Source organism: Nocardia salmonicida NBRC 13393, from assembly GCF_001613085.1.
In the GTDB taxonomy this organism is placed as follows: domain Bacteria; phylum Actinomycetota; class Actinomycetes; order Mycobacteriales; family Mycobacteriaceae; genus Nocardia; species Nocardia salmonicida.
The window spans coordinates 121,006-144,622 of record NZ_BDBR01000031.1 but is presented as its reverse complement, the minus strand read 5'-3'; the positions used below and the strand labels follow the sequence as shown (position 1 = coordinate 144,622).

Sequence of the window (23,617 nt, the reverse complement as noted above, 5' to 3'; positions counted from 1 at the left end):
GGGCTCGGGCTCGGGTTCGGGGGCCGGCTCGGGGGCGGCGGGCGCGGAAGCAGGCGCAGGAGCGGTGGCGGGGGTTTCGCCGGCATCGCTGATCACGCCGAGTTCACCGCCGACCTCGACGATGTCGTCTTCCTGGGCGACGATCTTGGAGAGCACGCCCGCGGTCGGCGAAGGGATCTCGGTGTCGACCTTGTCGGTGGAGACTTCGAGCAGCGGTTCGTCGACCTCGACCGTGTCTCCTTCCTGCTTCAGCCACCTGGTCACCGTGCCCTCGGTGACGCTCTCACCAAGGGCTGGCATCTGGACGGAGAAGGCCATGTCCTCTGACTCCTCTGAGTGTGTACCCGGCGGACATCCGTCGCGGGTCGCGGCTTTCGTCCACCCCGCCGGTCTCGGCGGAGCACCCGGGAAACGTTGGTTCTTGTTCCGGCAACCATCCTTGCACTCGTCCGTCGCGGGTGTAGCGCAGGGCGGCGATCCGGGCGAAGCTGGCACCATGGAATGTACGGCGGTGAGCAGAATTCCGCCGGAATGTAGGAGGTCGAGCGGGATGGGTTTGCTGGATCGTTTCCGTGGTGGGCGCGGTGCGAGCAGGTCAGGCGCTCGCGAGCGCGCGTCGGAGGTGAGCGCCCTGGCGGACTGGGCGCGCACGCGGCGTGGCGTCGAAGCCTTCGTCGAACCGAAAACCACTGTGACCGATGTCACAGCAGTTTTGGTGGCCGCGGATGGTGAATGGACCCGCCGCATCGTCGGCGAAAAGGGTGCGCGCCGGTTGGCGGGTGCGTTGAAGATTCCGGTCTACGACGTCAACCGCACCGGCTACCCGCAACGCATGCGCGACTTCGATGCCCGCCGCCGCATCGAGGAGCGGCGGGCTCGCGAAGCCGAGCTGGAGGAGTGACTACTCCGCGCCGATCTCCTCGATCACGGTGATGAGCGTGCGCACCGGGACACCGGTGCCGCCCTTGCCGATGTAGCCGAACGGGCCGCCTGTGTTGTAGGCCGGACCTGCGACGTCGAGGTGGGCCCACTGCACGCCCTCGGGCACGAAGTCCTTGAGGAACAGCGCGGCCGAGAGCATGCCGCCCCAGCGGTGCGGCGCGACATTGGCCAGATCGGCGACCTTGGAGTTGAGGTCGGCGCGCAGCTCGGCCGGAAGGGGCATGGCCCAGCCGTTCTCGCCGACCGAGCGCGAGATCGCGGCGACGCGGTCGCGGAATTCGTCGGTGCCCATCACGCCGGGGGTGCGGGTGCCGAGCGCGACCATCTGCGCGCCGGTGAGGGTGGCGACGTCGATCAGGTAGTCGGGCTCGTCCTCGACCGCGCGCACGATGGCGTCGGCCAGGATGAGACGGCCTTCGGCGTCGGTGTTGATGACCTCGACGGTGGTGCCGCCGTACTGGGTGAGCACATCGCCGGGGCGCTGTGCGGTAGCCGATGGCATGTTCTCGGCCATCGGGACGGTCGCGGTGACGGTGACCGGCAGGCCGAGGCGCCCGGCCAGCAGCACGGTCGCGACGACCGCCGCGGCGCCCGCCATGTCGGAGGTCATGTTCTCCATGTTGGCGGCGGGCTTGATCGAGATGCCGCCGGTGTCGAAGGTGATGCCCTTACCGACGAGCGCGACCTTCTTCGGGCCGCCCGCGTAGGTGATGCGCACCAGTCGCGGCGGTCGCGAGGAACCTTGGCCGACGCCGATGATGCCGCCGTAACCGGCTGCGGCGAGGGCGTTCTCGTCGAGCACCTCGACCTCGAGGCCCGCCGCTTCGGCGAGCACCCGGGCCCGGTCGGCGAACTCGGCGGGGTACAGCGCGCTCGGCGGGGTGTTCACGAAATCGCGCGCGGTGGCGATGGCCTCGGCGACCAGCTGGGCGCGCAGCAGTTCGAGGGTGCCGAATTCCGGTTCGGGAACCAGCAACTCGACGCGGACCACCGGCCGCTCGTCCGGCTTGGGCGCGCTCTTGGACTTGAAGGTGGAGAAGGTGTAGGCGCCGAGGTAGAAACCTTCGGCCGCGGCACCGAGATCGATGCCGGACAGGGTGGTGGCGACGAGTTCGGTGCCACTGAGCGCGCGCCCGGCGACGCCGGCGCTGCGGCGCACCTGTTCGGCGTCGACCTTGTCGGCCGCGCCGAGTCCCACGGCCAGCACGCTGGTGACGTCGGCCAGGGCAGACGGCGCGGGCACCCGGGTGAGTTCCTCCGGCTTACCCTTGGCGCCGACCGCGCCGAGTGCGTCCAGCAGTTCCGCGCGGACCTCGGCGGTGAGCACGTCGCCGAACAGGTCGGCGGGGACGATGGCGGGGCCGTTCTCCGACGACGTCAACCCGATCACCAGCACGTCGGTGTCGGGGGCGATGGTTTCGGTGCGCGCCAATTCTGGTCCGAGTGAACGATCTGCGACTGCGGTCATTGCCCCAGGTTATTCGGTCGCTATCGGTGCTCGCATCACGAGTCCGGGTGTGCGGGTGTGCGGTGCGTTCGTTCAGCCGTCCCGTAAATACTGGGATTTACTGGACAATACTGGTAGCTGTGGATACGCTCCGACTCGTGACGGACTCGGCCGAAGAGCTGGAGGTGCGCATCTCCGGTTTGCGGGCCGAGGTGCGGCGGGCCGCTGCCGGTGGGGATCGGGCCGGGGCTCGGCAATTGCGCGCGGAATTGCGTCGGGCCGAATCGGCGTGGGACGCGGCGGTTCTCGGGTCGATTCCGGAAGAGCCGTCGGAGGCGCCGGGGGTACCGGTGCGTGAACACGTGCATCGCGCGTTGACCTTGCTGTCGGTGCCGTCTTCGCCGAAATTGGTGCTCGCCACGCATGACGCGTTCTTTTCCGGCGAGCTGCTGCCCGCCCGGCTGACCAGTCTGCGGCGCGACGAGGAACGTTCCTTCCGGTCGGCGCCGTACGCGCGCCCGTACTACCTGTGCGCGGCGCTCACCACCGATCTGCTCGCCCCCGCCCGTGGGTTGATGGCGGTGAGTTCGTGGCCACTGGAACGGCGGATGGTCGGTCCGTTGAGTCCGCGGGTGGGGCTGCTGGTGTCGGCTATTCGCTTGGCTGAACACCTTTCGGCGCAGCCTGCGGGGGAAACGTCCGGATTGCGCGTACTGTGGCGGCTCGCCGTATCGATTCCTGGCATCTCCAGTGCCCCGGATTCACTCGACCCGGCGAAGGTGATCGAGGCCGCACGGCGTGAGCTCGCGGTGCACGAGGACGAGGACGCGCGGCAACGGTCCGCGGCCGCGCGACGGGCGGCGGATCAGCTGGCGGATCCGGCCGCACAACTATTCGGTGTTCGGCTCGGCGTAGCCGATCGGCGACGAATCGAGGTGGAATGAACACTCTCGCAGCACAGTTGGACCAGTTGCGCGGTGAAGCCCCCGCGACCAGACACAATGCCCGCACCATCGCCGCGCTGACGGCCAACCCCGGATGTGCCCGCCGCGCCCTGCTCGACGCGGCCGCGGTGGACAAAACCGTGATCGCCCAATCGCTGGGATTCCCACCACAATTCGGTCAGTCCCAGTTCGCCATCACGCGCGGTAATGCTTTCGAGGCGATGGTCAAGGCGAACGGTTGCGCGGAACTGCTCGCGTTGTTGCGCGACAAACTGGGTTTCACGATTCCCGAAGTCGCCTACCACGACCTGAATTCGGTGGGGGAGAACACCGGTAACGCGGTGCGCTATCAACGCACGAGGCAATTGTTGAAGAGCACGATCGCGACGGGCGACGGCACCCTGTTCGATCACCCCATGCTGCGGCTCGATATCGCCGGCGCCACCGCCTATCTCGAACCCGATGTGGTGGCCGTGCAGTTGGACGGCAAGTTCCATGTGGTGGAGGTCAAGGCCTTCCCCGTTATCGACGGGCAGGCCGATCCGGCGCAGGTGGCGGCGGCCGCGCGTCAGTCCGCGGTGTATGTGATCGCCCTGCGCGAGTTGATGGCCGAGATCGGCGAGTCACCGGAGCTCGTGTCGCACAATGTGATTCTGGTGTGCGCGAAGGACTTCTCGAATCGTCCGACGGCCGAACTCGTCGATCTGCGCAAGCAGCTCGCGGTCGTCTCGCGTCAATTGACCAGGCTCACCGCGATTCCCGATCTGCTCGACCTGTTGCCGCCGGAGGCCACCTTCGCGCCGGGGGAGAACCTCGAGAAGACGATCGCCGCCATTCCGGCTCGCTACGCGCCCGAGTGCATGTCGAGTTGTGAGCTCGCGTTCGCCTGCCGCGACGAGGCGCGCACCTGCGGTTCGGTGGACGCGCTCGGTCGTGGGGTGTGTGATGTGGTCGGTGGCATCGACAACATCCACACCGTCCTCGGCCTGGCCGACGGCACCCTGGAACCCGGCCCCGAGCACGCCGACATCACGGCCATGTTGCGGACCGCCCATCGGCTGCGGTGGGAGATCGCCGGATGAGCGTGCTGGCGGCCCTGGCCAAGGCCGAGGCCGTGCGGGCGGGCCGCGCGCAGGCGACCGCCGCAGTGCGCCACATCCATCTCGCCGAGCGGCCATTGGTCGCGGTGCCGTTGCGGTTGGCGGGGGAGGCGGCGGCGCCGGTGGCGATCATGATCGGCACCTCACCCGGGGACCAGAACGTATTGACGGTGCCGCAGCCCCGCGACCGGGTGCTGCGATTGCGGTTCATCGAGCAGTTGGCCGATGTGGTGCTGCCCTATCTGTCGACCTTTCTCGTCGAGACGGAGGAGCTCACCAGCAAGGCGGGCGAGACCTACACCCGGTGTCTGGACGCACCGCAGATGTGGACGCCCAACCCCGGCGGCGTGAATTTCCTGAAGCTGCTGGGACGTTCGGTGCGGTTTCACCGGGTCGACGGGGACAACCCGGTGCCGGCATCGATTCCGCTGCTCGGGCGGTGGCTCACCTGGTTCGGTGATCGGGCCGAACATCCCGGTTCGGCGGTGCTGCCCGCGATGACGGCGGCGCTGTCGTCCCATTGGGCGTCGGGTCAGTCCACCCTCGAAGACGGCAATCTCGCGGCGCTGCTCGGTTGGATCGATCCGCCTGCCGGGCTCAGTGGTGCGGAAGCCGCTGCCCTGGCGGAGGATCCGCTGCTGTCGCCGCCCGCGGGCCCGGCCACCGATCCCGGATTCGACAACGAAGAACTCGCGCCGTTGATCGCCGCCTACAACGCCGCACTCGACGAGTCGGCCAGAGCTGTCGCGGCCGAACGACTCGAGCGTTCCCTGCGCGGACAGCTCGAACCCACCTGGCAGCTGATGTGGCGCTCGATCGAGCTGCTGAGCGCGCTGCCGGAAGGCGCCAGCGTCGAGAATCGGTGGACCGATGATCGCGGTGCGTTCTCCCGCTTCGCCGCCGATGTCGCGGAAGGTGTTCCGCAGGCCCGCCGCGATTCCGCCGTTCCCGCGGTGCGCAGGCTGCTGGAGCGTGAACGGGCCTCGGAAGCGCTACAGGCCCAGTGCGCTTTCGACGATCCGCTGCGCATGCTCGAACATCGGGTGAGCGGCGCCGCCTTCCGTGGCACCGTCGTGCACAGTGAACCGGAGCGTCTCGACCGTTCGGGGTCGCGTCCGAAACTGCGCCCGCACATTCATATTCGCACCACCGATCCGTTCATCGCGGTGGTCGGCGAGGAACTGACCTGCGTCGAACGGCCGAAGCAGACCGGGCTGGTTGTCGACATCGACGGTGACAGCATGGTTCTCGAACTGTCCGGTGGGATGGGGCGCAAACTTGTCGCCGAACCGGGAAGCGTGCCGGAGGAGGGCGAGGACCTCGGTTTCGCCCGCTTCAAACCCACGCCGTTCAACGGGATGCTGAATCTGCCCGCGCGCGAAGAGACTCCGTGGACCCACGGTGGTCCGCCACCGGAATGGACGCCGCCTACCGACGACGAAGGGGAGGAAATCCAGTGACCACGCCGGACGAGGCCGTCGCGGGAATTCTCACCGACCTGCGCGACGAGAGCCATCGCGCGATCGTGGTCGACTCCCCGCCGGGCGCGGGCAAATCGACGCTGGTGGTGCGCGCGGCCCGCCAGCTCGCCGAGGACGGCGATCAGCGGATGATCGTCGCCCAGACCAACGAACAGGTCGACGACCTCATCGACCGCTTGGCCGTCGCCGACCCCGCGCTGCGGATCGGACGGCTCTCCAGCGCCGCCTACGTGGTGAGCGACCGGGTCGACCGGCACGGCAATGTCCGGGTCGCCAAGCAGCCGGGCGATCTCGAGGACCGCACCATCGTCATCGGCACCGCGGCCAAGTGGGCCACCATCACCGAGGGCAGCTGGTCGCACGCGATCATCGACGAGGCGTACCAGATGCGCTCGGACATGCTGTTGCGCATCGCGAATCGCTTCGATCGTGGGCTGTTCGTGGGCGACCCGGGACAGCTCGATCCGTTCGCGACCGTCGAGACGGCGCGCTGGGCCGGGCTCACCTGGGATCCGACGATGAGCGCCGTGAGCGTGATGCTGGCCAACAACGACAACATCCCCACCCACCGGCTGCCGGTGTCATGGCGACTGCCCGCTACCGCGGCGCCGGTGGTGTCGAAGGCGTTCTACCCCTTCACCGAATTCCAGTCGGGCACCGGATTCGGCGACCGGCGCATGGATTTCACGACCCGCGGCATGGGCGGCCCGATCGACGCGGTGCTGGAGGAGGCCGCCGAATCGGGCTGGGGCTGGTACGAATTGCCCGCCCGGCACACCCTGCGCACCGACCGTGAAGCCGTTGCCGCGATCGCCGCGATCGCGGCCCGGTTGATCGAACGCGGCGCGAACGCCCACTCCGAATCCGGCAGCCACCCCGTGACCACCGAACGGGTCGCGATCGGCACCGCGCACCGCGACCAGGCCGACGCGATCCGCACCGCCCTGCGCGGCACCTGCGCCGAACCCGTCACCGTCGACACCGCCAACCGCCTCCAGGGCCGTGAATACGACGTCACCCTTGTGCTGCACCCGCTTTCGGGCCGACGCGACGCCAGTGCCTTCCATCTGGAGGCGGGCAGGCTCTGCGTGCTGGCCTCCCGGCACCGCCACGCCTGCATCCTCGTCGGCCGCGCGGGAATCCCCGAACTCCTCGACGCCCACCCCTCCGCCGACCCGGTCCATCTCGGGGTCCCGGTGAAATTCCCCGACGGTTGGGAGGCGAATCAGGCGGTGTTGAGCCACCTGTCGAGCCACCGTGTTCGTGCGGCGGCGGCACACTAGCGCCGTGGCGGGGCGGGTGTCCTTCTCCAAAGAGTGGAGGGGGAATTGTGTCGGAAGCTACAGGTTTGCCTGATACATCGTATGTTTCGACATCCGGCGAGATCACGCGCACGGTCGGGTAGTCGGTTAGTCTCACGGCGAGACACGCGTGGCGGGTGGCCCACCAACGGCACCAGCTCGTAGCGGCGCGCCGGGGGCGTTCCGGGGAGTGGAAAGATTTCAGATTTGAATATCAGGCGTACCGGTGTTCGTGGCCGGGTCAGTGTGCGTATCCGATTGCTGTCGATGGTGCTCATCTCCAGCGTGATGCTGTTGGTGGTCGGTGGTGGCGGCGCCGTCTATCTGGTGAATTCGGCCAGGGATTCCACCGAATGGGCCGAATTGGCGAGCAGTACCACCGCTCCCGCGATCCTCATGGTGTCGGCATTCCAGGAAGAGCGCAGACTTTCGCTGCTGCGGCTGGCCGGTGACATGTCGACGGCTCCCGCGTTGGTCACCGCCAAACAGCGCTCCGATGAGGCGCTCGCCGCGGTGATCGCGAAAGGCGACGCCGCTCGCGCGCTGAACCCCGACGGTTCCCGCGAGGATATCGAGGGCTACAACAAACTCTTCGCCATGGTGCCGGTCGTGCGCAACGGCGTCGAAGCTACGCGGATTCCCCCCGAGGAAGTGTTCGCGTTGTACACCGGGGTGATCAGTACGATCATCGCCGCCTCGATGCTGGCCGCCCGGGTCGCCCCGGAGGCGAAGGTCGGTATCGAACTGGGCTACGCCGTCGACCAGCTGCGTGCGGCCGAGGCACTGTCGCAGGCCGACACTCTCGGTTCTGTCGCGTTGACCACGGGGAAGATGAGCAGTGCCGAGGTGGTCGATTTCGGCCGTCGGGTCGGCGAATTCCGTGGTGAGGCCGCCTATTCCGCGGGGGTGCTGAAAGGCCGCCGCCTGGCGCAACTGTCGGAGATCACCGCGAGTCCGCAGTGGCAGCTGGTGATCGCGATGCAGGACGCGCTGCTGTTGCGCGGACCGGTGTCCGCGAAGGACCCGGAGACGGAACTTCCGAGCAGTTTGGCGCAATGGCAGGACGCGTCGAAGTTCGTCGGCCTGGCTCTGCAGAAACTGTGGGAGGACCAGAGCGGGGACGCCCACGTGATCGCCCGGCAGCAGGGTGAACGCGACTCCGACAGCGCGTTGCTCGGCGGTGCGCTGATCGCGTTGGCCGCGGTGGCCGCCTTCCTCGTCGCGTTGGTGATGGCGAACCGATTCATCGCCCGGATGCACCGCTTGCGCCGCGACACCCTCGAGCTCGCCGATGAGCGTCTGCCCGAGGTGATGCGCAAGGTCGAGGCCGGTGAGACCGTCGACACCTCGACCGAGGGCTCGCAGCTGGACTTCGGCACCGACGAGCTCGGCCAGGTCGCCGCGGCGTTCAACCGCGCCCACGTCGCCGCGATGTCGGCCGCTGTCGCAGAGGCACAGACCAAGGCGGGGATCAGCACGGTCTTCCTCGATATCGCGCACCGCAGCCAGGTGGTGGTGCACCGCCAGCTCTCCCTGCTCGACCGTGCCGAGCGCGACGAGAACAACGCCGATCAGCTCGATCTGCTGTTCCAGCTCGATCATCTCGCCACCCGCGCCCGGCGCAACGCCGAGAACCTCATCATCCTCGGCGGTGAACAGCCGGGTCGTCGGTGGCGCAATCCGGTCCCGCTGATCGATCTGGTGCGTGGCGCGATCGCGGAAAGCTTGGACTACACCAGGATCGCGGCCAAGCAGATGCCGCAGGTGAAGATCTCCGGGCATGCCGTCGCCGACGTGATCCACCTGCTCGCCGAGCTGATGGACAACGCGACCGCCTTCTCCCCACCCGAGACCCAAGTCTCGGTGTCGGGGATCGTGGTCGGTCGCGGTGTCGCGGTGGAGATCGTCGATCAGGGTCTCGGCATGCCGGAAGCCGATCTGGCGCAACGCAACGCGATGCTGGCCGATCCGCCCGCCTTCAGTGTCGGCACGCTGGCCGGCACTTCACGGCTGGGCTTGTTCGTCGTCGCCACGCTGGCGGGCAGACACGGCATCTCGGTGCGGATGTCGGAATCGGTGTACGGCGGCGTGCGAGTGGTGGTGCTGATCCCGACGGCGCTGGCCGAAGCGAGCGATCCCGAGTCGGCGATCTCGGGTCAGTTCCCCGCCGTCTCGCCGAGACCATGAGCGACGATCGCGAACACTGGTACGAGGACGAGGCGAGCCCGCTGGTTCGCCTCTACGCCGTCACCGGCGGGCGCGCGAAGGCGCAGCGCCTCGACCTCGAGCTCACCACCCTGCTCGTCGATGCGCGCTCGGGCGTGCGCTCACGCTTGCTCGCGCCCGAATACGACGCGATCGTCGAGTTGTGCCGCACCGCGCTGTCGGTCGCGGAGGTCTCCGCTCACCTGCACCTGCCGCTGACCACGACGAAGATCCTCATCGGCGACCTGATCGACGAGGGCCGACTCCGCGCCCGGGCACCCCGGAACCAGCTGACCACCGCCCCGGACCTGGACGTCCTACGGGCGGTGCTCGCCGGGATCAAACGGTCCTAGGCTTTCGCCACCGACACCGGCTGCGTCGGCAGTGTCGCGAGTTCGGTATCGAGATCGGTGGGCTCGGCCGCTCGGCGCGGAATGGTCAGGGCGATACCCGCCGCCCCGAGCGCTACCGCGGCGCCGATCAGCAGGCCGACATGGAAACCGGCCTCCGAAGGCACCGCGTGCCCGGCGAAGTCGGTCGTCATATTGGCCAGCACCACACCGACGACGGCGGCCGAGACCGACGTACCGAGCGAGCGCATCAGCGTATTGATGCTGTTGGCGGAGGCGGTTTCCGACAGCGGGACCGCGCCCATGATCAGGGCGGGCATGGCGCCGTAGGCCAGGCCGACACCGATATTGGTGATGCAGACCATCGTCATCAGGCCCCAGGTCGACCCCATCAGCACGGCCGACGAGCCATAGCCGAGGGCGATGATCAGCGCCCCGACCGCGAGGGTGACCTTGGGTCCGCGCGCGGCCGACAGTTTCGCGCCCGCCGGTGACAGCGCCATCATCATCAAGCCGCCCGGCGCCATCCACAGACCCATACCCAGCATGGTTTGTCCCATGCCGTGGCCGGTGCCCGAGGGCAACTGCATCAACTGCGGCACGATCAGCGCCTGGCCGTACATGGCGAAGCCGACCAGCACGGATGCGGCGTTGGTCAGCAGCACCTGCGGTCGCGCCGTGGTGCGCAGATCGACGAGCGGGTCGGAAGTCCGCATTTCCCACCACCCCCACGCGGCCAGCGTCACCACCGAGGCGGCGAACAGTCCGAGCGTCGTGGCGCTGGTCCAGCCCCACCCGGCGCCCTTCGACACCGGAAGGAGCAGGAATACCAGTCCCGCGCCGAGTCCCACCGCACCGACGAAGTCGAACCGTCCGCCCGCGTCACCGCGCTTCGACTCGGCCGGAACCAGGGTCGCGATGAGCACCACGATCAGGGCGCTCAGCGCCGCCGCGGCCCAGAACAGGACCCGCCAGCTCGCGTACTGCGCGACCGCGGCCGACACCGGCAGACCCAACGCGCCACCGACGCCGAGCGAGGCGCTCATGAGCGCGATCGAGGAACCGAGCCGCTCGGCGGGCAGCACATCGCGCATCAGGCTGATGCCCAACGGAATCAAGCCGACCCCCATGCCCTGGATTCCACGCCCGATCAACATGGGGACCAGCGAGGAGGACATGGCGGCGACCGCGGCGCCCACGATCAGGAATCCGCCGGAGACCAGCAGCATGCGGTGTTTTCCGTAGAGGTCGCCGAGCTTGCCCGCGACGGGAGTGAACACCGCTCCGACGAGCAGCGTCACCGTGATCACCCAGGACGCGTTCGCCGCGCTGGTGTGGAGCAGTCCCGGAAGTTGCCCGATGATCGGCACCACCGCCGTCTGCGTAATCGCGGCGACGGTGCCGCCGAAGGCGAGTACGCCCACGACCACTCCGGGCCTGGCCGTCTTCTCCGAAATCCCCACGTACCGCTCCTGTCGACCAGCAAGTTATGTACAGAGCACAAGATATGCATACTGCATTAGTTGTGTATAGTGCATATCTCTGGGGATGTGAACTCGATCGAAGGATCGTGATGTCGGTCGCAGTGGCGCTAGTGATCCGCAGACAGAGTCGCGAGCGGCCGTGGCCAGTACTCGCCCGACCGGCGTTCGATGTCGGTGTTGAATCGTCGCAGGTAGCCGACGAACGCGGCGATATCCTCGGCGGGCCAGTCGGCGAGGATCGAATCCAGAGCGTCGACGATCAAGGCCCGTTCGGCGTTCAACCGGCGCTCGCCCTTGGAAGTGACCCGAAATTTCCGCGCCATTCCGCCCTCGGGATCCGGAATCCGCTCGAGCACTCCGGCCCGCATCATGGCGGCGGTCTGCCGATTGAGCGTCGAGGCGTCCAAACCCAGTGCGTCACTGAGCTGCCCGATGGACATCAGTCCACCCATCCGCAGCCGGCTCAGCAGGATATAGGCGCTGCGGTCCATGGCGTCGGGCCCACGGCGCGACCGCAGACTGTGACGGCCGAGAAGCATGGTCTCGAACTCGACCAACTGGGTCGCCTTGTCCATCTCAGCCCTTTCGCGATTTCGCACCTGCCCGGCCACGGGCGGATCCTCCACATATGTACCGACCACATTACGTGTCCACTACACATCGGAGCACCGCATCACCCGGTTTTCAGCGTGTGATGCGATGTGATCGGCACGGTCGCGCCGCCGACGCACGGGGGCGTCGGCGGCGCGGGTCTCAGCTCAGCCGGGCCGCGAGCCGTTTCGCGTTCATGTACCCGATCGCCTCGATGCTGACCATCGGGTTCACGCCGGGTGCGGTGGGGAAGCTCGACCCGTCGGCCACCACGATGTTCGGCACATCCCAGGTGGCACCGTCCGGATCGGTCGCCGAGAGCTCCGGCGTGCCGCCCATCCTGGCCGAGCCCATGATGTGCAGGGCGCCCATCGAACACTGGCCGGGTCCGTAGCCCGCTTTCTCGGCGGCGGCGCCGAACTCCGCCAGCGAGCCGCGCGTACCCGGCTCGAACGAAACGCCCGCCTGATGTCCCGAGTAGATCTGTCGCGCGCCCGCGGCTTCGAGCACCGAGGCCGCGCCGACGATGCCGGTGTGCAGATGCTTGGCGTCGTAGTCGGACAGTTTGTACTTCACGACCGGTTCACCGCTGCTGTCGATCGAAACGGTGCCGGGATCCCGGTCGCGGGTGATGACGCCGACCGAGCTCGTTCGCGCGAAATCGAGCAGCCGGGTGCGATATTCGTCCGCACCGCGCCAGCTCATGAACCCGGTCGCCAGGCCGGGGTGGTTGGGGCCGGTCTCGTAGATGACGCCGTACCCGTTGCCGTCGAGGTTCGCGTGGTGCCTGCTGATACGGGCCTGTAGCGCGCCCTCCCACGGCCGGATCTCCTCTTCGAACAATCCGAACACCGCGGCGGCCGGATGCAGGCGCAGGTGCTGTCCGATGTTCTTGTTGCGCAAGCCGGATCGTCGCAGCAGCGCCGGCGTCTGGATGGCGCCCGCGGCGACCACGACCGCCTTGGCGCGCACTGTGATCTCGACCCCGGAGGCGGTGACCGCCGACACCGATTCGGCCCGGCCCGCTTTCACGGTGATCGCGCGGACGTCGGCGTCGACCACCAGGCGCGCGCCGTGCTCGGCCGCATCGGCGAGCCAGGTCTTGGTCGCCGACTGCTTGGCGCCGACGCGGCAGCCGTAACCGCAACGTCCACACTCGATCCCGGCGTCGCAGGCATCGCTGACGTTGCGCGGCAGGGTATCCACATCCCAGCCGAGCGCACGCGCGCCGCGCTCGAGAATGCCGTCGCGCGCCGAGAGCGGCGATTTGGCGTCGGTGACGCTGATCCGCTTCTGCACGGCGGCCAGCGCGTCGCCGAACTCGTCGGAGGCGAACTGCGGAACGCCGGACTCGGCCCATTCGGCGCGCACCGAGTCGGGTGTCGGCAGCGAGGTGCTCCAGTTGACCACGGTGCCGCCGCCCAGACAGCTACCCGCGACGAGGGTGATCTGGCCTTCCGCCGATGCGGCGGGACCGGGTGAGTACAGGCTGGTCAGCGCGTCGAGTTCGCCGTTGCCGAAATCCTGGTCGTCGTAGTAGTTTCCGCGTTCGAGCACGATCACGTCCAGGCCCGCTTCGGCCAGTACCGCCGCCGCGGCGCCACCACCGGCGCCGGAGCCGACCACGACGACGTCGCAGTCGAGCGCGGTGGCTTCGGTGAACCGCAGTGGGGACAGCGGCGGCTTCGGGGCGGTCGCGAGGCGGCCCACCGGCGCCGGGTAACCGATCTCCTTCCACAGCGGGTTGGCCCCGGTGGGGCCGGGGCTCACGTTGTAGGCGAGCAGAGACGCTTGTTTGAGGGCCTGGAAGATCGCTCGGGCCGGGGCGAGGCCGGAATCGGCCAGGCGAAGCAGGGCGGCCTCGCGTCGCTCCTGCGAGAGCGTGGAGAACCGGCGAAGGCCACTGCCCGTGATCAGCCCGAACGCACGAGAATCCCAGAGCCCCAACAGCGTTGCCAGCTGCTTCTGCTCGGCTTCGCGGGGATTGCGCCCCAGGATGCGGAAGATCGTATCGACCGCGCCGATCTCGGTCGCGGCGGGCAATCCGGGCCCGCCGCCAGGGAGAAACGTATCGCAGATCATGCCCAGCGCGGCCCGCTGTTCGGCTGTCGGTTCCATGCGGAAACCACCCCTTTTCATTCTGGGGTGAGTTGTATCACGGGACACGCGACCGCGCTGGGGTCATCGGGTTTCGGGCTGGGCAGCGAGTGCCCGGCCCGCCCGCCTCGATCAGTCGGCGGAGCCCGCGGTGAACTGGATCGTTTTGAGCGAGGGCGTCGACAGGTCGACATCAGCCCTGGTGATCGACTTCGCCGACGAGTCGCTGCGGTATGCGGTGAGCTGGTAGCGGCCGGGTAGCAGTCCGCGGAAACTCACCTGGCCGGTGGCGCCGGTGGACATGTGCCGGTGGATGTTGTCGCCGCACGCGTCGATGCCGGTGAGGACGATCCTTCCGCCCGCGATCGGCGTACGGGTCGTCGCGGTGATCAACACCGCGTCGATCTGGCCCGCAGCCGGGGTCGCCGCGCGGACTCCCTGGTTGTTCTGACGTGCCTGTCGTAACTCCTCGCAGGGCGCCGCGTTCTGCGCGATCGTGTCGTCGGTACCGGGATGCGCCCCCGCGCTGCCCACCGCCGTCCCCATCAGAGCTGTTGCCGCCAATCCGATCGCCAAACACTGGGAAATGACAAACCGTGGCATTGCGCCGTATTCCTCCTGCTTCGCCTGACATGAAAGTGCACGTGGACATTGCTGAGGTAACGCTGGGCGGAACAATACTGACGGGAATTCCGACGCTGAAACCGGTGTTCCATAGAGGCGGTTGTGGCCGATTTGTGCGACCGTTGAGCCCTATGAAGGAGGATGTGTGAGCGACACTCGTAAGGCGATTCTGGCCGGTGGATGCTTCTGGGGCATGCAGGATCTGATCCGTCGTCAGCCCGGCGTGCTGGCCACCAGGGTCGGCTACACCGGCGGAACCAACGACAATCCGACCTACCGCAATCATCCGGGCCACGCCGAGGCCGTGGAGATCGAATACGACCCGGCGCAGACCGACTACCGCGCGCTGCTCGAGTTCCTGTTCCAGATCCACGATCCGACCACCAAGGATCGGCAGGGCAACGATCTCGGTGACAGTTACCGTTCCGCGATCTTCTATCTCGACGACGATCAGCGCCGTATCGCGCTCGACACCATCGCGGATGTGGACGCCTCCGGCCTGTGGCCGGGCAAGGTCGTCACCGAGGTGACCCCGGCGAGTGCGTTCTGGGATGCCGAGCCCGAGCACCAGGACTACCTGATTCGCTACCCCGATGGCTACACCTGCCATTTTCCGCGCCCCGGCTGGAAACTCCCGAAGCGCGAGAACACCGACAAGTAGCGTTTTCCATATGTCATGATCGGCTGTGTCGGCGTGACCGTGACGTCGGATCGGAGTACTCATATGAGCGGCATCGGCCGTCTCGAACGATGAGGGGAAGCGATTCGGATGACATATGGACAGCAGCAACCCGGTTATCCCCCGGCGGGACCGACGCTCAGTGTCGGTGACGCCATCGGGTACGGGTGGACGAAATTCAAAGAAAACGCGCTCGTCTGGATCGGGATGGTGGTCGTCTCCTTCCTGATCCAGGCGGTGATCAGCTTCCTGTTCGGCCTCGGCAACAACACCGACACCGACTATGACGGCGGTGTCAGTTTCGGGTTCGGGCTCTGGCAGATCATCGGCACCATCGTGAGCACCGTGATCGGATATCTGATCTCGGCGGCATTCGTGCGTGGCGCGCTGCACGAAACGGATGGGAACAAGCCCGGATTCGGGGCGTTCTTCCGGTTCACCAATGTGGGTGCGGTGATCGTGGCCGGCCTGCTGGTCGGTCTGGCGACCGGCATCGGCCTGCTGCTGTGCATTCTTCCCGGCCTGGTCATCGCGTTCTTCACCTGGTGGACAATGCAATTCGTGATCGACCGCGACCAGGACGGTGTCACCGCGATCAAGTCGAGCTTCGCGGCGATCTCGAGCAACGCGGGCCCGCTGCTGCTCCTGGCACTGGCGCTGTTCGGCATCAACGTCGTCGGTGCGCTGCTCTGCGGCATCGGCCTGCTCGTCACCATCCCGTTGACGATCATCGCCTCGACCTATGCGTACCGGGTCGTCACCGGTGGGCCGGTCGCCGGCGCGGCGAAGGCTCCTGAGCCGGGCTACCCGCAGCAGTACGGTGGGCCCGCAGGTGGATTCGGTGGGCAGCCGGGGTACGGCGGTCCGGAAGGCGGACAGGGTTACGGCGGCCCCGGTTACGGTGGTCCCGAAGGTGGACAGGGTTACGGCGGTCCGGGTTACGGCGGACCCGCGGGTGGACCGGGTTACGGCGGTCCGGGCGCGGGTGGACCGGGTTACGGCGGTCCGGGCGCGGGTGGCCCCGGCTACGGCGGTCCGGGCGCTGGTGGTCCGGGTTCGGGTGGTCCCGGTTACCCCGATGGTCCTGATCTGGGCAAGCCCGGTGACCCGGGCTGGGGACCTGAAGGCAACCGCTGAGCAGTTGATCCCGAGGGGCGTGCGATGTCGTTCATCGCACGCCCCTCGTGCTGTTCACTCGCAGCCGATGCCGTCCCCGTCGCGATCGAGGCCGTAGTCGTCGGGTCCGATCACCGTGACGCGGCCGGTGTAGACGGGTCCGTTGCCGCTGCCGCCTTCGCAGTCGACATCACTGACGATGGGCAGGCACGGGGTGTACGAGCCGTGGCACTTCGAGGGCTGTGCGGCGGCCACGGTCGGCGTGGCGATCGCGAACGCGAAGGCCGCGATGGCGGCGGAAGCGAGGGTTGCGACGTATTTCATTGTGCTCCATTCAATTGTTCAGCGGCGCACAGTGTTTCACGAGTGGGGGATTTGTCGGAAGTTTGCTTGTCGGTACGTGTCAGTAGTATCGGGGCATCTCGAACAAGGGGGAGTGATGCGGGGGAGATGGCGGGCGTGGTCGTGGTGGGCGCGGGGTGCGGTGATCGCGCTCGTGGTGGTCGTCGTGATGTCGCTGCCGGTTGCGGGGGTGGTGACGGCCTTGCTGGTGCACAACACCGGCGATCAGTCCGACCAAGCGCGGACCCGGGGTAAGGACGCGGTCTGGCTCGGGCATGCCTGGGTGGACGGGCGCAAGACCGACGCCGATATCGACGGGCTCGCGAAGTTGCTGGCAGGTACCGGAGTTCGGGATCTGTATGTCCATACGGGTCCTTTGGAGCACGACGGGAGTCTGCGCGACGATCTGGCTCCGCGTGCGCGATGGTTCGTCGAGGCGGTGCACGCGCGATTACCGGGAATTCGGGTGCAGTCGTGGCTGGGCGACATCGTGCGGCCCGAATTCGACGGGCTGGATGTGGAATCGGCGGCCTCGCGTGCGCGAGTGGTGGCGTCGGTGCGGCGGGTACTCGACTACGGGTTCGACGGCGTGCACTACGACCTCGAACCCATTCGATCGGGATCGCGGGGATTTCTCGCGCTGCTCGACGCTACTCGGGTGGTGACTTCCGCGGCGCGGGTGCGGCTGTCGGTGTCGGCGCCGGTGATCGATCCACTTCCCGGTCTGCATTCGCTGGGCTTGGCTGCGGCCGATCACGGAAAATGGTGGAGCCAGGCCTATTTCGCCGAGGTGGCGCGGCGATCCGATCAGGTGGCGGTGATGTCCTACGACACGGCGATGCCGACGCGAGCGCTGTACAGCGGGTATGTGGCGCAGCAGACCGAGCTGGCCGCCGAGGTGACACCCGATGGCGTCGACCTGCTGATGGGAGCTCCTGCGTTCTGGGCCGACGATCGAGGACATCGCGGAGCCGCCGAGACCGTCGCCGCGGCGGTGCGGGGGATCCGCCTCGGCCTGACTCGGGCCGATGTGAACCGGGCGAACTTCGGTGTGGCGATGTATGTGGATTTCGCCGCCACACCCCAGGATTGGGCCGACTATCGAAGAGATTGGTGTCGGATGGCCGACTGAATCTCGGTCGACCACGGGTGGTCCGGGTAGAGCTGGGTCAGCCAGGAGTTCAGGCGGGCGAGCCGGTGCTCCGGAAGCAGCCCGACGACGCGGTGGAAGTCGCTGTAGTCCTTGGGGCGGTTGGCTTTCGCCTTGAACAGCAGCACGACCTCGGGAATCAGATACGGGATCCCGTTGGTGGTGGTGCGGATGAGTTCGGTGTACGGGAGGGTGATGGTGGGGTCGCGGCGGCAGATCCAGGTATGGCCGTCGTGCGGCTCGCGGAACACGTCGAGGTGGAAGGCGCCGGTGAAGGGATCACGCAGCCAGGTCTGGTGGAGGTCGAGGCGGGTCTCGGCCAGGGGATAGGGCCACAGCTCGCCGTCACCGACGATGTCCCACTCGTATTCGGGAAATTCGGCGGCGATATGGGGGAAATCTGCTCGGGGGACAGTGATTTCGATGTCGTCGTGGGCGCGGGAGATGCCGCCGGCGAACAGGTCGAGGGCCCAGCCGCCCGCGACGGCCCACGGCGCGGGACAGGTCGCCAGGCGAGCGGCGACGACACTCGGGGTCCACGGGTCCCAGCGACGATCGGCTTCGGTTGCGGTGATCGGACGTCCACCGTCCGGCGAGCTCATCCATCCATCCTCGGCACCGGTGGCCCGGGGCGCAAGGTTATTGTGGGCGATGGTGATCGAGACGAGACGGGTTTGTGAAGAAGTCAGCGTCGGCGGTCGGTGAGCCAGGCCAGGGGGCGGCGGTGGTGCGGTCGCGGGCGGTTTTCCCAGCGGGGGTTGTCCTCGTCGCGGCGGTAGACCGGGATCCGACCTGCGACGGAGAATCGGAAAGTGGTTGCGATGCCGACCACTTCGCCGTCGGCGGCCACGGCGACAGGAGTCCTCGAGGTGACGGTGAGTTCGTGCATCTGGCGTTCGCCGTAGACGCGGCTGTGGCCGATAGCGGCGAGCATCAGGGCGATGACAGCGCGGGTGCGCGAGAAGCGGACGTCGGCGCGGAGCCAGCGGACGTCGAGCAGGCCCTCGTCGAGGCGCGAACGGAAGGCGGGGACGGCGCCGTGCGGGTGGTAGGGGCCGTTGCCGATGAACAGGAACCACATGTCGTGCCAGCGGTCGTCGAGCCGGATGTGGATCGGCTCCGCGCGGCGCAGGGTGACGACGAGAGCCGCGGCGAAGGCGGGCCACTTGCCCCAGCGGTCTTCCCACTTCTCCCGCAGGCGCACCAGCTCCGGGTAGGCGCCGATGCTCGCGGTGTTGATCAAGTGGTGGGTGTACGGGCCGTCGGGGGTGTCGAATCCGACTGCGGCGATATCGACTTCGACGGCTTCGCCGGTGCCGGTGGCGTCGGCCACCTCGCGCAGGTCGTAGACGCCGAGATCGCGGGCGAAGTGATTCAGGGTGCCCGCGGGGATGACGACCAGGGGCAGGTCGTTGCCTACCGCGACGGCGGCCGCCGCGGCGATCGTGCCGTCGCCGCCCGCGGCACCGACCGCGAGGACCGTGGTGCGGTCGTCGGCCGCGCCGCCGACAGCGTCGTCGAGGGCTTCTTGCAGGAGTTCGACGGCGTCACGGCCGGGTTCGGTGCGCACCAGCGTCGCGGCGGGCAGTGCCTCGGCGATGTCGTCGGTGGGGTCGTAGCTGGAGTCGCCCGAGCGCGGATTCACCAGTAGCAGAAGGCCTTTGCCGTCGGCGAGGATCGGTGCGCCGTGCACGACGTGCGCGTCGGCCTCGTCGGATTCGCGGATCGGCCACCAGCGGCGGGTGGTCAGCGCGACAGCGGTGCCGACGCCCGCGCCGACCAGCACGTCGGACGGCCAGTGCGCGCCGGTGTGGATGCGGGAATAGGCGACGGCCGCGGCCACCGGTGCGATGGTGAGCGCGGCGCGCGGGCTCTCCAGGGCGACGGCGGTGGCGAAGGCGGCGGCATTGGCACTGTGGCCGGACGGGAAGGACGACGACACCGGTGCCGCGACCAGCCTGCGGCCCAGCGGCATCAGTTCGGCCGGTGGCCGCCGACGCGGGATCAGCGTCTTGAGCACGAGGTTCACGACGAAGCTGCTGCCACCCAGCGCGATGACACCGCGCAGCGCGGCGCGGCGTGGGGGACCAGGCTTCACCGCGAGCGCCGCCGCGACCGCAAGCCATAGGCCACCGGTGTTGGCGGATCGGGTCAACCGCAGCATGCCGCGATCGACTGCGGTTTCCGGGATACGCGATACCGCGCGGCTCATCGTGTCGTCCATCCGGGCGACATGGCCGAACCGAGCTCGGGGCAACTCACTCACAGTATGAACCCTACAGCCGTTGGGCATCACACTCTTTGGACTCGAACCGCGCCACCCCTGCACCCCTCGATGGCAGGCGCGGCGCGCTGTCGGTGGAGGACGCGGTTTTACTGCGCCGGGATCGAGGGCGGGTTGCAGTCGGCGGTGGGCGGAATCCCCTGGAGCGCCTGGATGAGGCAACCGATGTTGATCGAGGAGGACGCCGAATTGCCGCTGCCGGTATCGGCGGCCTGCACGACGGGTGTGGTGACGAACAAGGAAGCGGCGACCAACAGGGTGCCTGCGGTGATTGTGCGAACGGTCATGCCGTCGATCTTCGCACCGAAGCGCGGAAATCGAACCCCGCGGACCGCCCCCCAATTGCAGGGGCATGGTGCCGATTCGACCGGCCGCGCGCGACCGATAAACTTCGGCCCATGACCGACACCGCGCTGCTCGAGGGCCCCATCCACGCCGTACATGTCGAGCTCGGAGCCACCTTCGCGCCGTTCGGCGGGTGGGAGATGCCGGTGCAGTACGGCGGCACGGTCGGCGAGCACACTGCGGTCCGCACCACGGTCGGGCTGTTCGATGTGAGCCATCTGGGCAAGGCGACGGTGTCGGGACCCGGCGCCGCGGCGTTCGTGAACTCGGCATTGACCAACGATCTGGGCCGGATCCGGCCGGGAAAGGCCCAGTACACACTGTGCTGTGCCGAAGACGGCGGCGTGATCGATGACCTGATCGCCTACTACGTCGGCGACGACGAGGTGTTCCTCGTGCCGAACGCGGCGAACACGGCGGCGGTCGTCGCGGAGTTGCGGAAGGTGGCGCCCGCGGGGATCACGGTGACCGACCAGCATCGCGACTACGCGGTGTTCGCGGTGCAGGGCCCGAAGGCCACCGAGGTGCTGACCGCCCTCGGCCTGCCCACCGAGATGGAGTACATGGCCTACGCCGACGCCGAGTGGGAGGGCCGCCCGGTGCGTGTGTGCCGCACCGGTTACACCGGTGAGCACGGCTACGAGCTGCTGCCGAAGTGGGCGGACGCGGAGCCGGTGTTCCGGGCGCTGATCACCGAGGTCGAGGCGGCCGGTGGCCAGGCGGCCGGACTCGGCGCGCGCGACACCCTGCGCACCGAGATGGGCTACCCGCTGCACGGGCACGAACTCTCCCTCGACATCACCCCGAACCAGGCCCGCACCGGGTGGGCCGTCGGCTGGAAGAAGCCGGAATTCTGGGGCAAGGCCGCACTCGAGCAGGAGAAGGCCGACGGCCCACGCCGCACGCTGATGGGGCTCAGAGCGCTGGATCGCGGCGTGCTGCGCCAAGGCCAGACGGTGCTGCGCGATGGCGCGCCGGTCGGCGAGACCACCTCGGGGACGTTCTCACCATCGCTGAAGGTCGGCATCGCGCTGGCGCTGCTCGACACCGACGCGAAGCTGGAACCCGGCGACGAGGTGGAGGTCGACGTGCGCGGACGCAAGCTGCGCGCCGCGGTCGTGAAGCCGCCGTTCGTCGACACCAAGACCAAGTAACTCCCCCGTAGTGGGGGCGAGACAGCACCGAATCTGCCCGGATAGGATCGCACCATGACAGTCGCCGCACAGTTCACCCGTATTCCGCACCCCGCGCCCATTTCGGCGCAGCAGCGGACAGAGGTACTGGCGGCCCCCGGTTTCGGACGGTTCTTCACCGATCACATGGTCTCGATCGACTATGCCGACGGCCAGTGGGGCAACGCGCGCGTCGAACCGTACGGCCCGCTCTCGATGGACCCGGCGACGATGGTGTTCCACTACGGTCAGGCGATCTTCGAAGGGCTCAAGGCCTACCGCCAGCCCGACGGCGAGATCGCGACCTTCCGCATCGATGCCAACGCCGCGCGCTTCCGCCGCTCGGCCGCGCGCATGGCGATGGCGGAGCTACCCGAGGAACTGTTCATCGAATCCGTGCGCCAGCTGCTCGACGTCGACGCCGACTGGGTGCCTGCCGCCGGGGGCGAGGACTCGCTGTACTTGCGGCCGTTCATGTTCTCCACCGAAGCGGGCCTCGGCGTGAAGCCTGCCTCGGCGTACAAGTACCTGCTGCTCGCCTCGCCCGCCGGCGCCTACTTCCCGCGCGGTGTGAAGCCGGTGCGGGTGTGGCTGTCGACCGAATATGTGCGCGCGGCCCCCGGCGGCACCGGCGAGGCGAAGGTGGCGGGCAACTACGCCTCGTCGCTGCTCGCGCAGGCGCAGGCCACCGACCAGGGTTGTGACCAGGTTGTCTGGCTGGATGCCTGCGAGCGTCGCTACGTCGAGGAGATGGGCACCAACAACCTGTTCTTCGTGTTCGGCACCGGCTCCGAAGCACGCCTGGTGACTCCCGAACTGTCCGGTTCGCTGCTGCCCGGTATCACCCGCGACTCGTTGCTCACCCTGGCCGCCGATTCCGGCTACCCGGTGGAGGAGCGCAAGATCTCGGTGGAGGAATGGCGCAAGGGCGCCGAATCCGGTGAGATCAGTGAGGTCTTCGCGTGCGGGACCGCCGCGGTGATCACGCCGGTCGGCTGGGTGAAGTCCGGTGACGGTGAATTCACCATCGGCGGTGGGGAACCCGGTGAGGTGACGATGGCGCTGCGCGACACGTTGACCGGAATCCAGCGCGGCACGTTCGCCGACACCCACGGATGGATGCGGACGCTCTGACCCGGAGCGCTGGCGCTCGGGCGGGCCCCTTCGGGGCTAGCCCGGCATCAGTGCTTGCCACTCGCCCAGGGACTTCGGGCGCAGGACGTAGTTGCTGTCACGCAGGGAGGCCAGTGCGCCGCTCGGCGCTTCGGAGTACCAGTGGCCGGGGTAGACGACCGGGTTGCCGTCGAGGGCGGCGAGTCGGCGCAGGCTGCGGAACATCTCGTCGGAGTCGCCGCCGGGGAAGTCGGTGCGGCCGCAGCCGTCGACGAACAGGGTGTCGCCGGAGATGAGGCGGCCGTCGAACAGGAAGCACTGACTGCCCGGCGTGTGGCCGGGCGTGTGGAGTAACTCGATGTCGAACGCGCCGACCGTCACCTTGTCGCCGTGGTCGTGGCCGGTCAGGTCGCCGGGGGCGATGCCGGTGGTCTGGGCGACCCACTCGAGTTCGTGCTTGTTGACGTGCACCGGGACGTTGGTCTTCTCGAGCAGTTCGGCCACACCGCCGAGGGTGAAACCGAGCATGGTGCCACCGACATGGTCGGGATGGTGATGGGTGGCGAGCACGCCGGACACGCGCATGCCGTCGGCCTCCGCGACGTCGACGAGGTCGGCTGCCTGGTAGGCGGGGTCGACCAGGAGGGTCTCGCCGGTCTCCCGGTCGCCGATCAGATACGCGAAGTTGCGCATCTGCGTGGCGATCGGATCGCCGACGGCGTAGTCCCGGCCGGACAGCAGCTGGCGGAAGTAGAGGCGCTCGGATGACATGCGGTCCACTGTATTGCCACCGGTGTGCTGGCGACGCACCCGAGTACCGTTGACCGGACGGTCTGTGGGAGCACACAAT

General features: G+C 68.1%; 23 protein-coding genes. 12 read left to right on the top strand and 11 right to left on the bottom strand.

The genetic code is table 11. The features are described 5' to 3' along the window. Positions 1-318: biotin/lipoyl-containing protein (locus NS1_RS26480; protein WP_303753107.1), on the bottom strand; the 318-nt coding region annotated here is incomplete at its 3' end. A gap of 232 nt (positions 319-550) precedes the next feature. Here NS1_RS26480 and NS1_RS26475 point away from each other — a divergent pair. Beyond that, the gene (locus tag NS1_RS26475; protein WP_056816674.1) at positions 551-901 is read left to right on the top strand and encodes a hypothetical protein; all 351 of its coding nucleotides are present in this window, start codon (positions 551-553) and stop codon (positions 899-901) included. Here the strand turns inward: NS1_RS26475 and NS1_RS26470 are convergent, their stop codons facing one another. Then, positions 902-2,410 (bottom strand): leucyl aminopeptidase, encoded by a 1,509-nt coding sequence (locus NS1_RS26470; RefSeq protein ID WP_062988719.1) that lies wholly within the window; start codon positions 2,408-2,410, stop codon positions 902-904. A 137-nt stretch (positions 2,411-2,547) separates the two neighbouring features. Here NS1_RS26470 and NS1_RS26465 point away from each other — a divergent pair, with 137 nt between their 5' ends. The 6 genes from NS1_RS26465 (at position 2,548) to NS1_RS26440 (ending at position 9,773) form a co-directional block, all read left to right on the top strand. Further along, entirely contained in the window at positions 2,548-3,333 is a 786-nt protein-coding gene (locus NS1_RS26465) for a hypothetical protein (RefSeq protein ID WP_062988717.1), read from the top strand. Further along, on the top strand, positions 3,330-4,415 hold the full coding sequence (locus NS1_RS26460; RefSeq protein WP_062988715.1) for a hypothetical protein: 1,086 nt from the start codon (positions 3,330-3,332) through the stop codon (positions 4,413-4,415). The genes NS1_RS26465 and NS1_RS26460 overlap by 4 nt, the downstream gene beginning before the upstream one ends. After that, positions 4,412-5,893 carry a hypothetical protein gene (locus NS1_RS26455; RefSeq protein WP_062988714.1) on the top strand — a complete coding sequence of 494 codons (1,482 nt, stop codon included), beginning with the start codon at positions 4,412-4,414 and terminating at the stop codon, positions 5,891-5,893. The genes NS1_RS26460 and NS1_RS26455 overlap by 4 nt, the downstream gene beginning before the upstream one ends. Further along, the gene (locus NS1_RS26450) at positions 5,890-7,197 is read left to right on the top strand and encodes an AAA domain-containing protein (protein ID WP_157125388.1); all 1,308 of its coding nucleotides are present in this window, start codon (positions 5,890-5,892) and stop codon (positions 7,195-7,197) included. Before NS1_RS26455 ends, NS1_RS26450 begins: the two co-directional genes overlap by 4 nt. 225 nt (positions 7,198-7,422) lie before the next feature. Beyond that, the gene (locus NS1_RS26445) at positions 7,423-9,402 is read left to right on the top strand and encodes a sensor histidine kinase (protein WP_255284696.1); all 1,980 of its coding nucleotides are present in this window, start codon (positions 7,423-7,425) and stop codon (positions 9,400-9,402) included. Then, positions 9,399-9,773 carry a DUF742 domain-containing protein gene (locus NS1_RS26440; RefSeq protein WP_062988708.1) on the top strand — a complete coding sequence of 125 codons (375 nt, stop codon included), beginning with the start codon at positions 9,399-9,401 and terminating at the stop codon, positions 9,771-9,773. The genes NS1_RS26445 and NS1_RS26440 overlap by 4 nt, the downstream gene beginning before the upstream one ends. Here NS1_RS26440 and NS1_RS26435 read toward each other — a convergent pair. From NS1_RS26435 to NS1_RS26420, 4 genes are all read right to left on the bottom strand, one after another. Further along, positions 9,770-11,233 carry an MFS transporter gene (locus NS1_RS26435; RefSeq protein ID WP_062988706.1) on the bottom strand — a complete coding sequence of 488 codons (1,464 nt, stop codon included), beginning with the start codon at positions 11,231-11,233 and terminating at the stop codon, positions 9,770-9,772. The genes NS1_RS26440 and NS1_RS26435 overlap by 4 nt on opposite strands. A 128-nt stretch (positions 11,234-11,361) precedes the next feature. Next, entirely contained in the window at positions 11,362-11,829 is a 468-nt protein-coding gene (locus NS1_RS26430; RefSeq protein ID WP_062988776.1) for a MarR family winged helix-turn-helix transcriptional regulator, read from the bottom strand. A 178-nt stretch (positions 11,830-12,007) separates the two neighbouring features. Continuing rightward, entirely contained in the window at positions 12,008-13,963 is a 1,956-nt protein-coding gene (locus NS1_RS26425) for a GMC family oxidoreductase (RefSeq protein WP_062988704.1), read from the bottom strand. Between the two features lie 111 nt (positions 13,964-14,074). Beyond that, complete coding sequence (locus NS1_RS26420; RefSeq protein WP_157125387.1) at positions 14,075-14,545, bottom strand: carboxypeptidase-like regulatory domain-containing protein; 471 nt, start codon at positions 14,543-14,545, stop codon at positions 14,075-14,077. A 166-nt stretch (positions 14,546-14,711) separates the two neighbouring features. Between NS1_RS26420 and msrA the strand changes: the two genes are divergently transcribed. Both msrA and NS1_RS41860 read left to right on the top strand, forming a co-directional pair. Then, positions 14,712-15,227, top strand: a complete 516-nt coding sequence (gene msrA, locus NS1_RS26415) for a peptide-methionine (S)-S-oxide reductase MsrA (RefSeq protein ID WP_056816640.1) — start codon at positions 14,712-14,714, stop codon at positions 15,225-15,227. 108 nt (positions 15,228-15,335) lie between these two features. Continuing rightward, positions 15,336-16,382 (top strand): DUF2189 domain-containing protein, encoded by a 1,047-nt coding sequence (locus NS1_RS41860; protein ID WP_063816265.1) that lies wholly within the window; start codon positions 15,336-15,338, stop codon positions 16,380-16,382. A gap of 54 nt (positions 16,383-16,436) precedes the next feature. Here the strand turns inward: NS1_RS41860 and NS1_RS26405 are convergent, their stop codons facing one another. Continuing rightward, positions 16,437-16,685, bottom strand: coding sequence for an excalibur calcium-binding domain-containing protein (locus NS1_RS26405; protein ID WP_056816637.1), 249 nt, complete (start codon positions 16,683-16,685; stop codon positions 16,437-16,439). Between the two features lie 115 nt (positions 16,686-16,800). Here NS1_RS26405 and NS1_RS26400 point away from each other — a divergent pair, with 115 nt between their 5' ends. Next, positions 16,801-17,835: a glycoside hydrolase family 18 protein gene (locus NS1_RS26400; protein ID WP_062988700.1), complete on the top strand. Its 1,035-nt coding sequence runs from the start codon at positions 16,801-16,803 to the stop codon at positions 17,833-17,835. Here NS1_RS26400 and NS1_RS26395 read toward each other — a convergent pair. From NS1_RS26395 to NS1_RS26385, 3 genes are all read right to left on the bottom strand, one after another. Next, entirely contained in the window at positions 17,802-18,455 is a 654-nt protein-coding gene (locus tag NS1_RS26395; RefSeq protein ID WP_062988698.1) for a nucleotidyltransferase domain-containing protein, read from the bottom strand. The two genes, NS1_RS26400 and NS1_RS26395, sit on opposite strands and share 34 nt — an antisense overlap. 83 nt (positions 18,456-18,538) lie before the next feature. Then, on the bottom strand, positions 18,539-20,119 hold the full coding sequence (locus NS1_RS26390; protein ID WP_255284695.1) for a bifunctional phosphatase PAP2/diacylglycerol kinase family protein: 1,581 nt from the start codon (positions 20,117-20,119) through the stop codon (positions 18,539-18,541). Between the two features lie 107 nt (positions 20,120-20,226). Continuing rightward, positions 20,227-20,424 carry a hypothetical protein gene (locus NS1_RS26385; RefSeq protein ID WP_062988696.1) on the bottom strand — a complete coding sequence of 66 codons (198 nt, stop codon included), beginning with the start codon at positions 20,422-20,424 and terminating at the stop codon, positions 20,227-20,229. Between the two features lie 111 nt (positions 20,425-20,535). Here NS1_RS26385 and gcvT point away from each other — a divergent pair, with 111 nt between their 5' ends. After that, positions 20,536-21,636, top strand: a complete 1,101-nt coding sequence (gcvT, locus tag NS1_RS26380; RefSeq protein WP_062988694.1) for a glycine cleavage system aminomethyltransferase GcvT — start codon at positions 20,536-20,538, stop codon at positions 21,634-21,636. A gap of 54 nt (positions 21,637-21,690) precedes the next feature. Beyond that, positions 21,691-22,788, top strand: a complete 1,098-nt coding sequence (locus tag NS1_RS26375) for a branched-chain amino acid aminotransferase (protein WP_062988692.1) — start codon at positions 21,691-21,693, stop codon at positions 22,786-22,788. A 36-nt stretch (positions 22,789-22,824) separates the two neighbouring features. Here the strand turns inward: NS1_RS26375 and NS1_RS26370 are convergent, their stop codons facing one another. Continuing rightward, the gene (locus tag NS1_RS26370; protein WP_056816620.1) at positions 22,825-23,538 is read right to left on the bottom strand and encodes an MBL fold metallo-hydrolase; all 714 of its coding nucleotides are present in this window, start codon (positions 23,536-23,538) and stop codon (positions 22,825-22,827) included. Between the last annotated feature and the right edge of the window lie 79 nt (positions 23,539-23,617).

What these genes read in the sequence shown, in the direction of transcription:
- NS1_RS26475 (WP_056816674.1), top strand. Translation starts at nt 551, where the DNA reads ATGGGTTTGCTGGATCGTTTCCGTGGTGGGCGCGGTGCGAGCAGGTCA.
- NS1_RS26470 (WP_062988719.1), bottom strand. Translation starts at nt 2,410, where the DNA reads ATGACCGCAGTCGCAGATCGTTCACTCGGACCAGAATTGGCGCGCACC.
- NS1_RS26460 (WP_062988715.1), top strand. Translation starts at nt 3,330, where the DNA reads ATGAACACTCTCGCAGCACAGTTGGACCAGTTGCGCGGTGAAGCCCCC.
- NS1_RS26455 (WP_062988714.1), top strand. Translation starts at nt 4,412, where the DNA reads ATGAGCGTGCTGGCGGCCCTGGCCAAGGCCGAGGCCGTGCGGGCGGGC.
- NS1_RS26440 (WP_062988708.1), top strand. Translation starts at nt 9,399, where the DNA reads ATGAGCGACGATCGCGAACACTGGTACGAGGACGAGGCGAGCCCGCTG.
- NS1_RS26430 (WP_062988776.1), bottom strand. Translation starts at nt 11,829, where the DNA reads ATGGACAAGGCGACCCAGTTGGTCGAGTTCGAGACCATGCTTCTCGGC.
- NS1_RS26425 (WP_062988704.1), bottom strand. Translation starts at nt 13,963, where the DNA reads ATGGAACCGACAGCCGAACAGCGGGCCGCGCTGGGCATGATCTGCGAT.
- NS1_RS26420 (WP_157125387.1), bottom strand. Translation starts at nt 14,545, where the DNA reads ATGCCACGGTTTGTCATTTCCCAGTGTTTGGCGATCGGATTGGCGGCA.
- NS1_RS41860 (WP_063816265.1), top strand. Translation starts at nt 15,336, where the DNA reads ATGACATATGGACAGCAGCAACCCGGTTATCCCCCGGCGGGACCGACG.
- NS1_RS26405 (WP_056816637.1), bottom strand. Translation starts at nt 16,685, where the DNA reads ATGAAATACGTCGCAACCCTCGCTTCCGCCGCCATCGCGGCCTTCGCG.
- NS1_RS26400 (WP_062988700.1), top strand. Translation starts at nt 16,801, where the DNA reads ATGCGGGGGAGATGGCGGGCGTGGTCGTGGTGGGCGCGGGGTGCGGTG.
- NS1_RS26395 (WP_062988698.1), bottom strand. Translation starts at nt 18,455, where the DNA reads ATGAGCTCGCCGGACGGTGGACGTCCGATCACCGCAACCGAAGCCGAT.
- NS1_RS26385 (WP_062988696.1), bottom strand. Translation starts at nt 20,424, where the DNA reads ATGACCGTTCGCACAATCACCGCAGGCACCCTGTTGGTCGCCGCTTCC.
- gcvT (WP_062988694.1), top strand. Translation starts at nt 20,536, where the DNA reads ATGACCGACACCGCGCTGCTCGAGGGCCCCATCCACGCCGTACATGTC.
- NS1_RS26375 (WP_062988692.1), top strand. Translation starts at nt 21,691, where the DNA reads ATGACAGTCGCCGCACAGTTCACCCGTATTCCGCACCCCGCGCCCATT.
- NS1_RS26370 (WP_056816620.1), bottom strand. Translation starts at nt 23,538, where the DNA reads ATGTCATCCGAGCGCCTCTACTTCCGCCAGCTGCTGTCCGGCCGGGAC.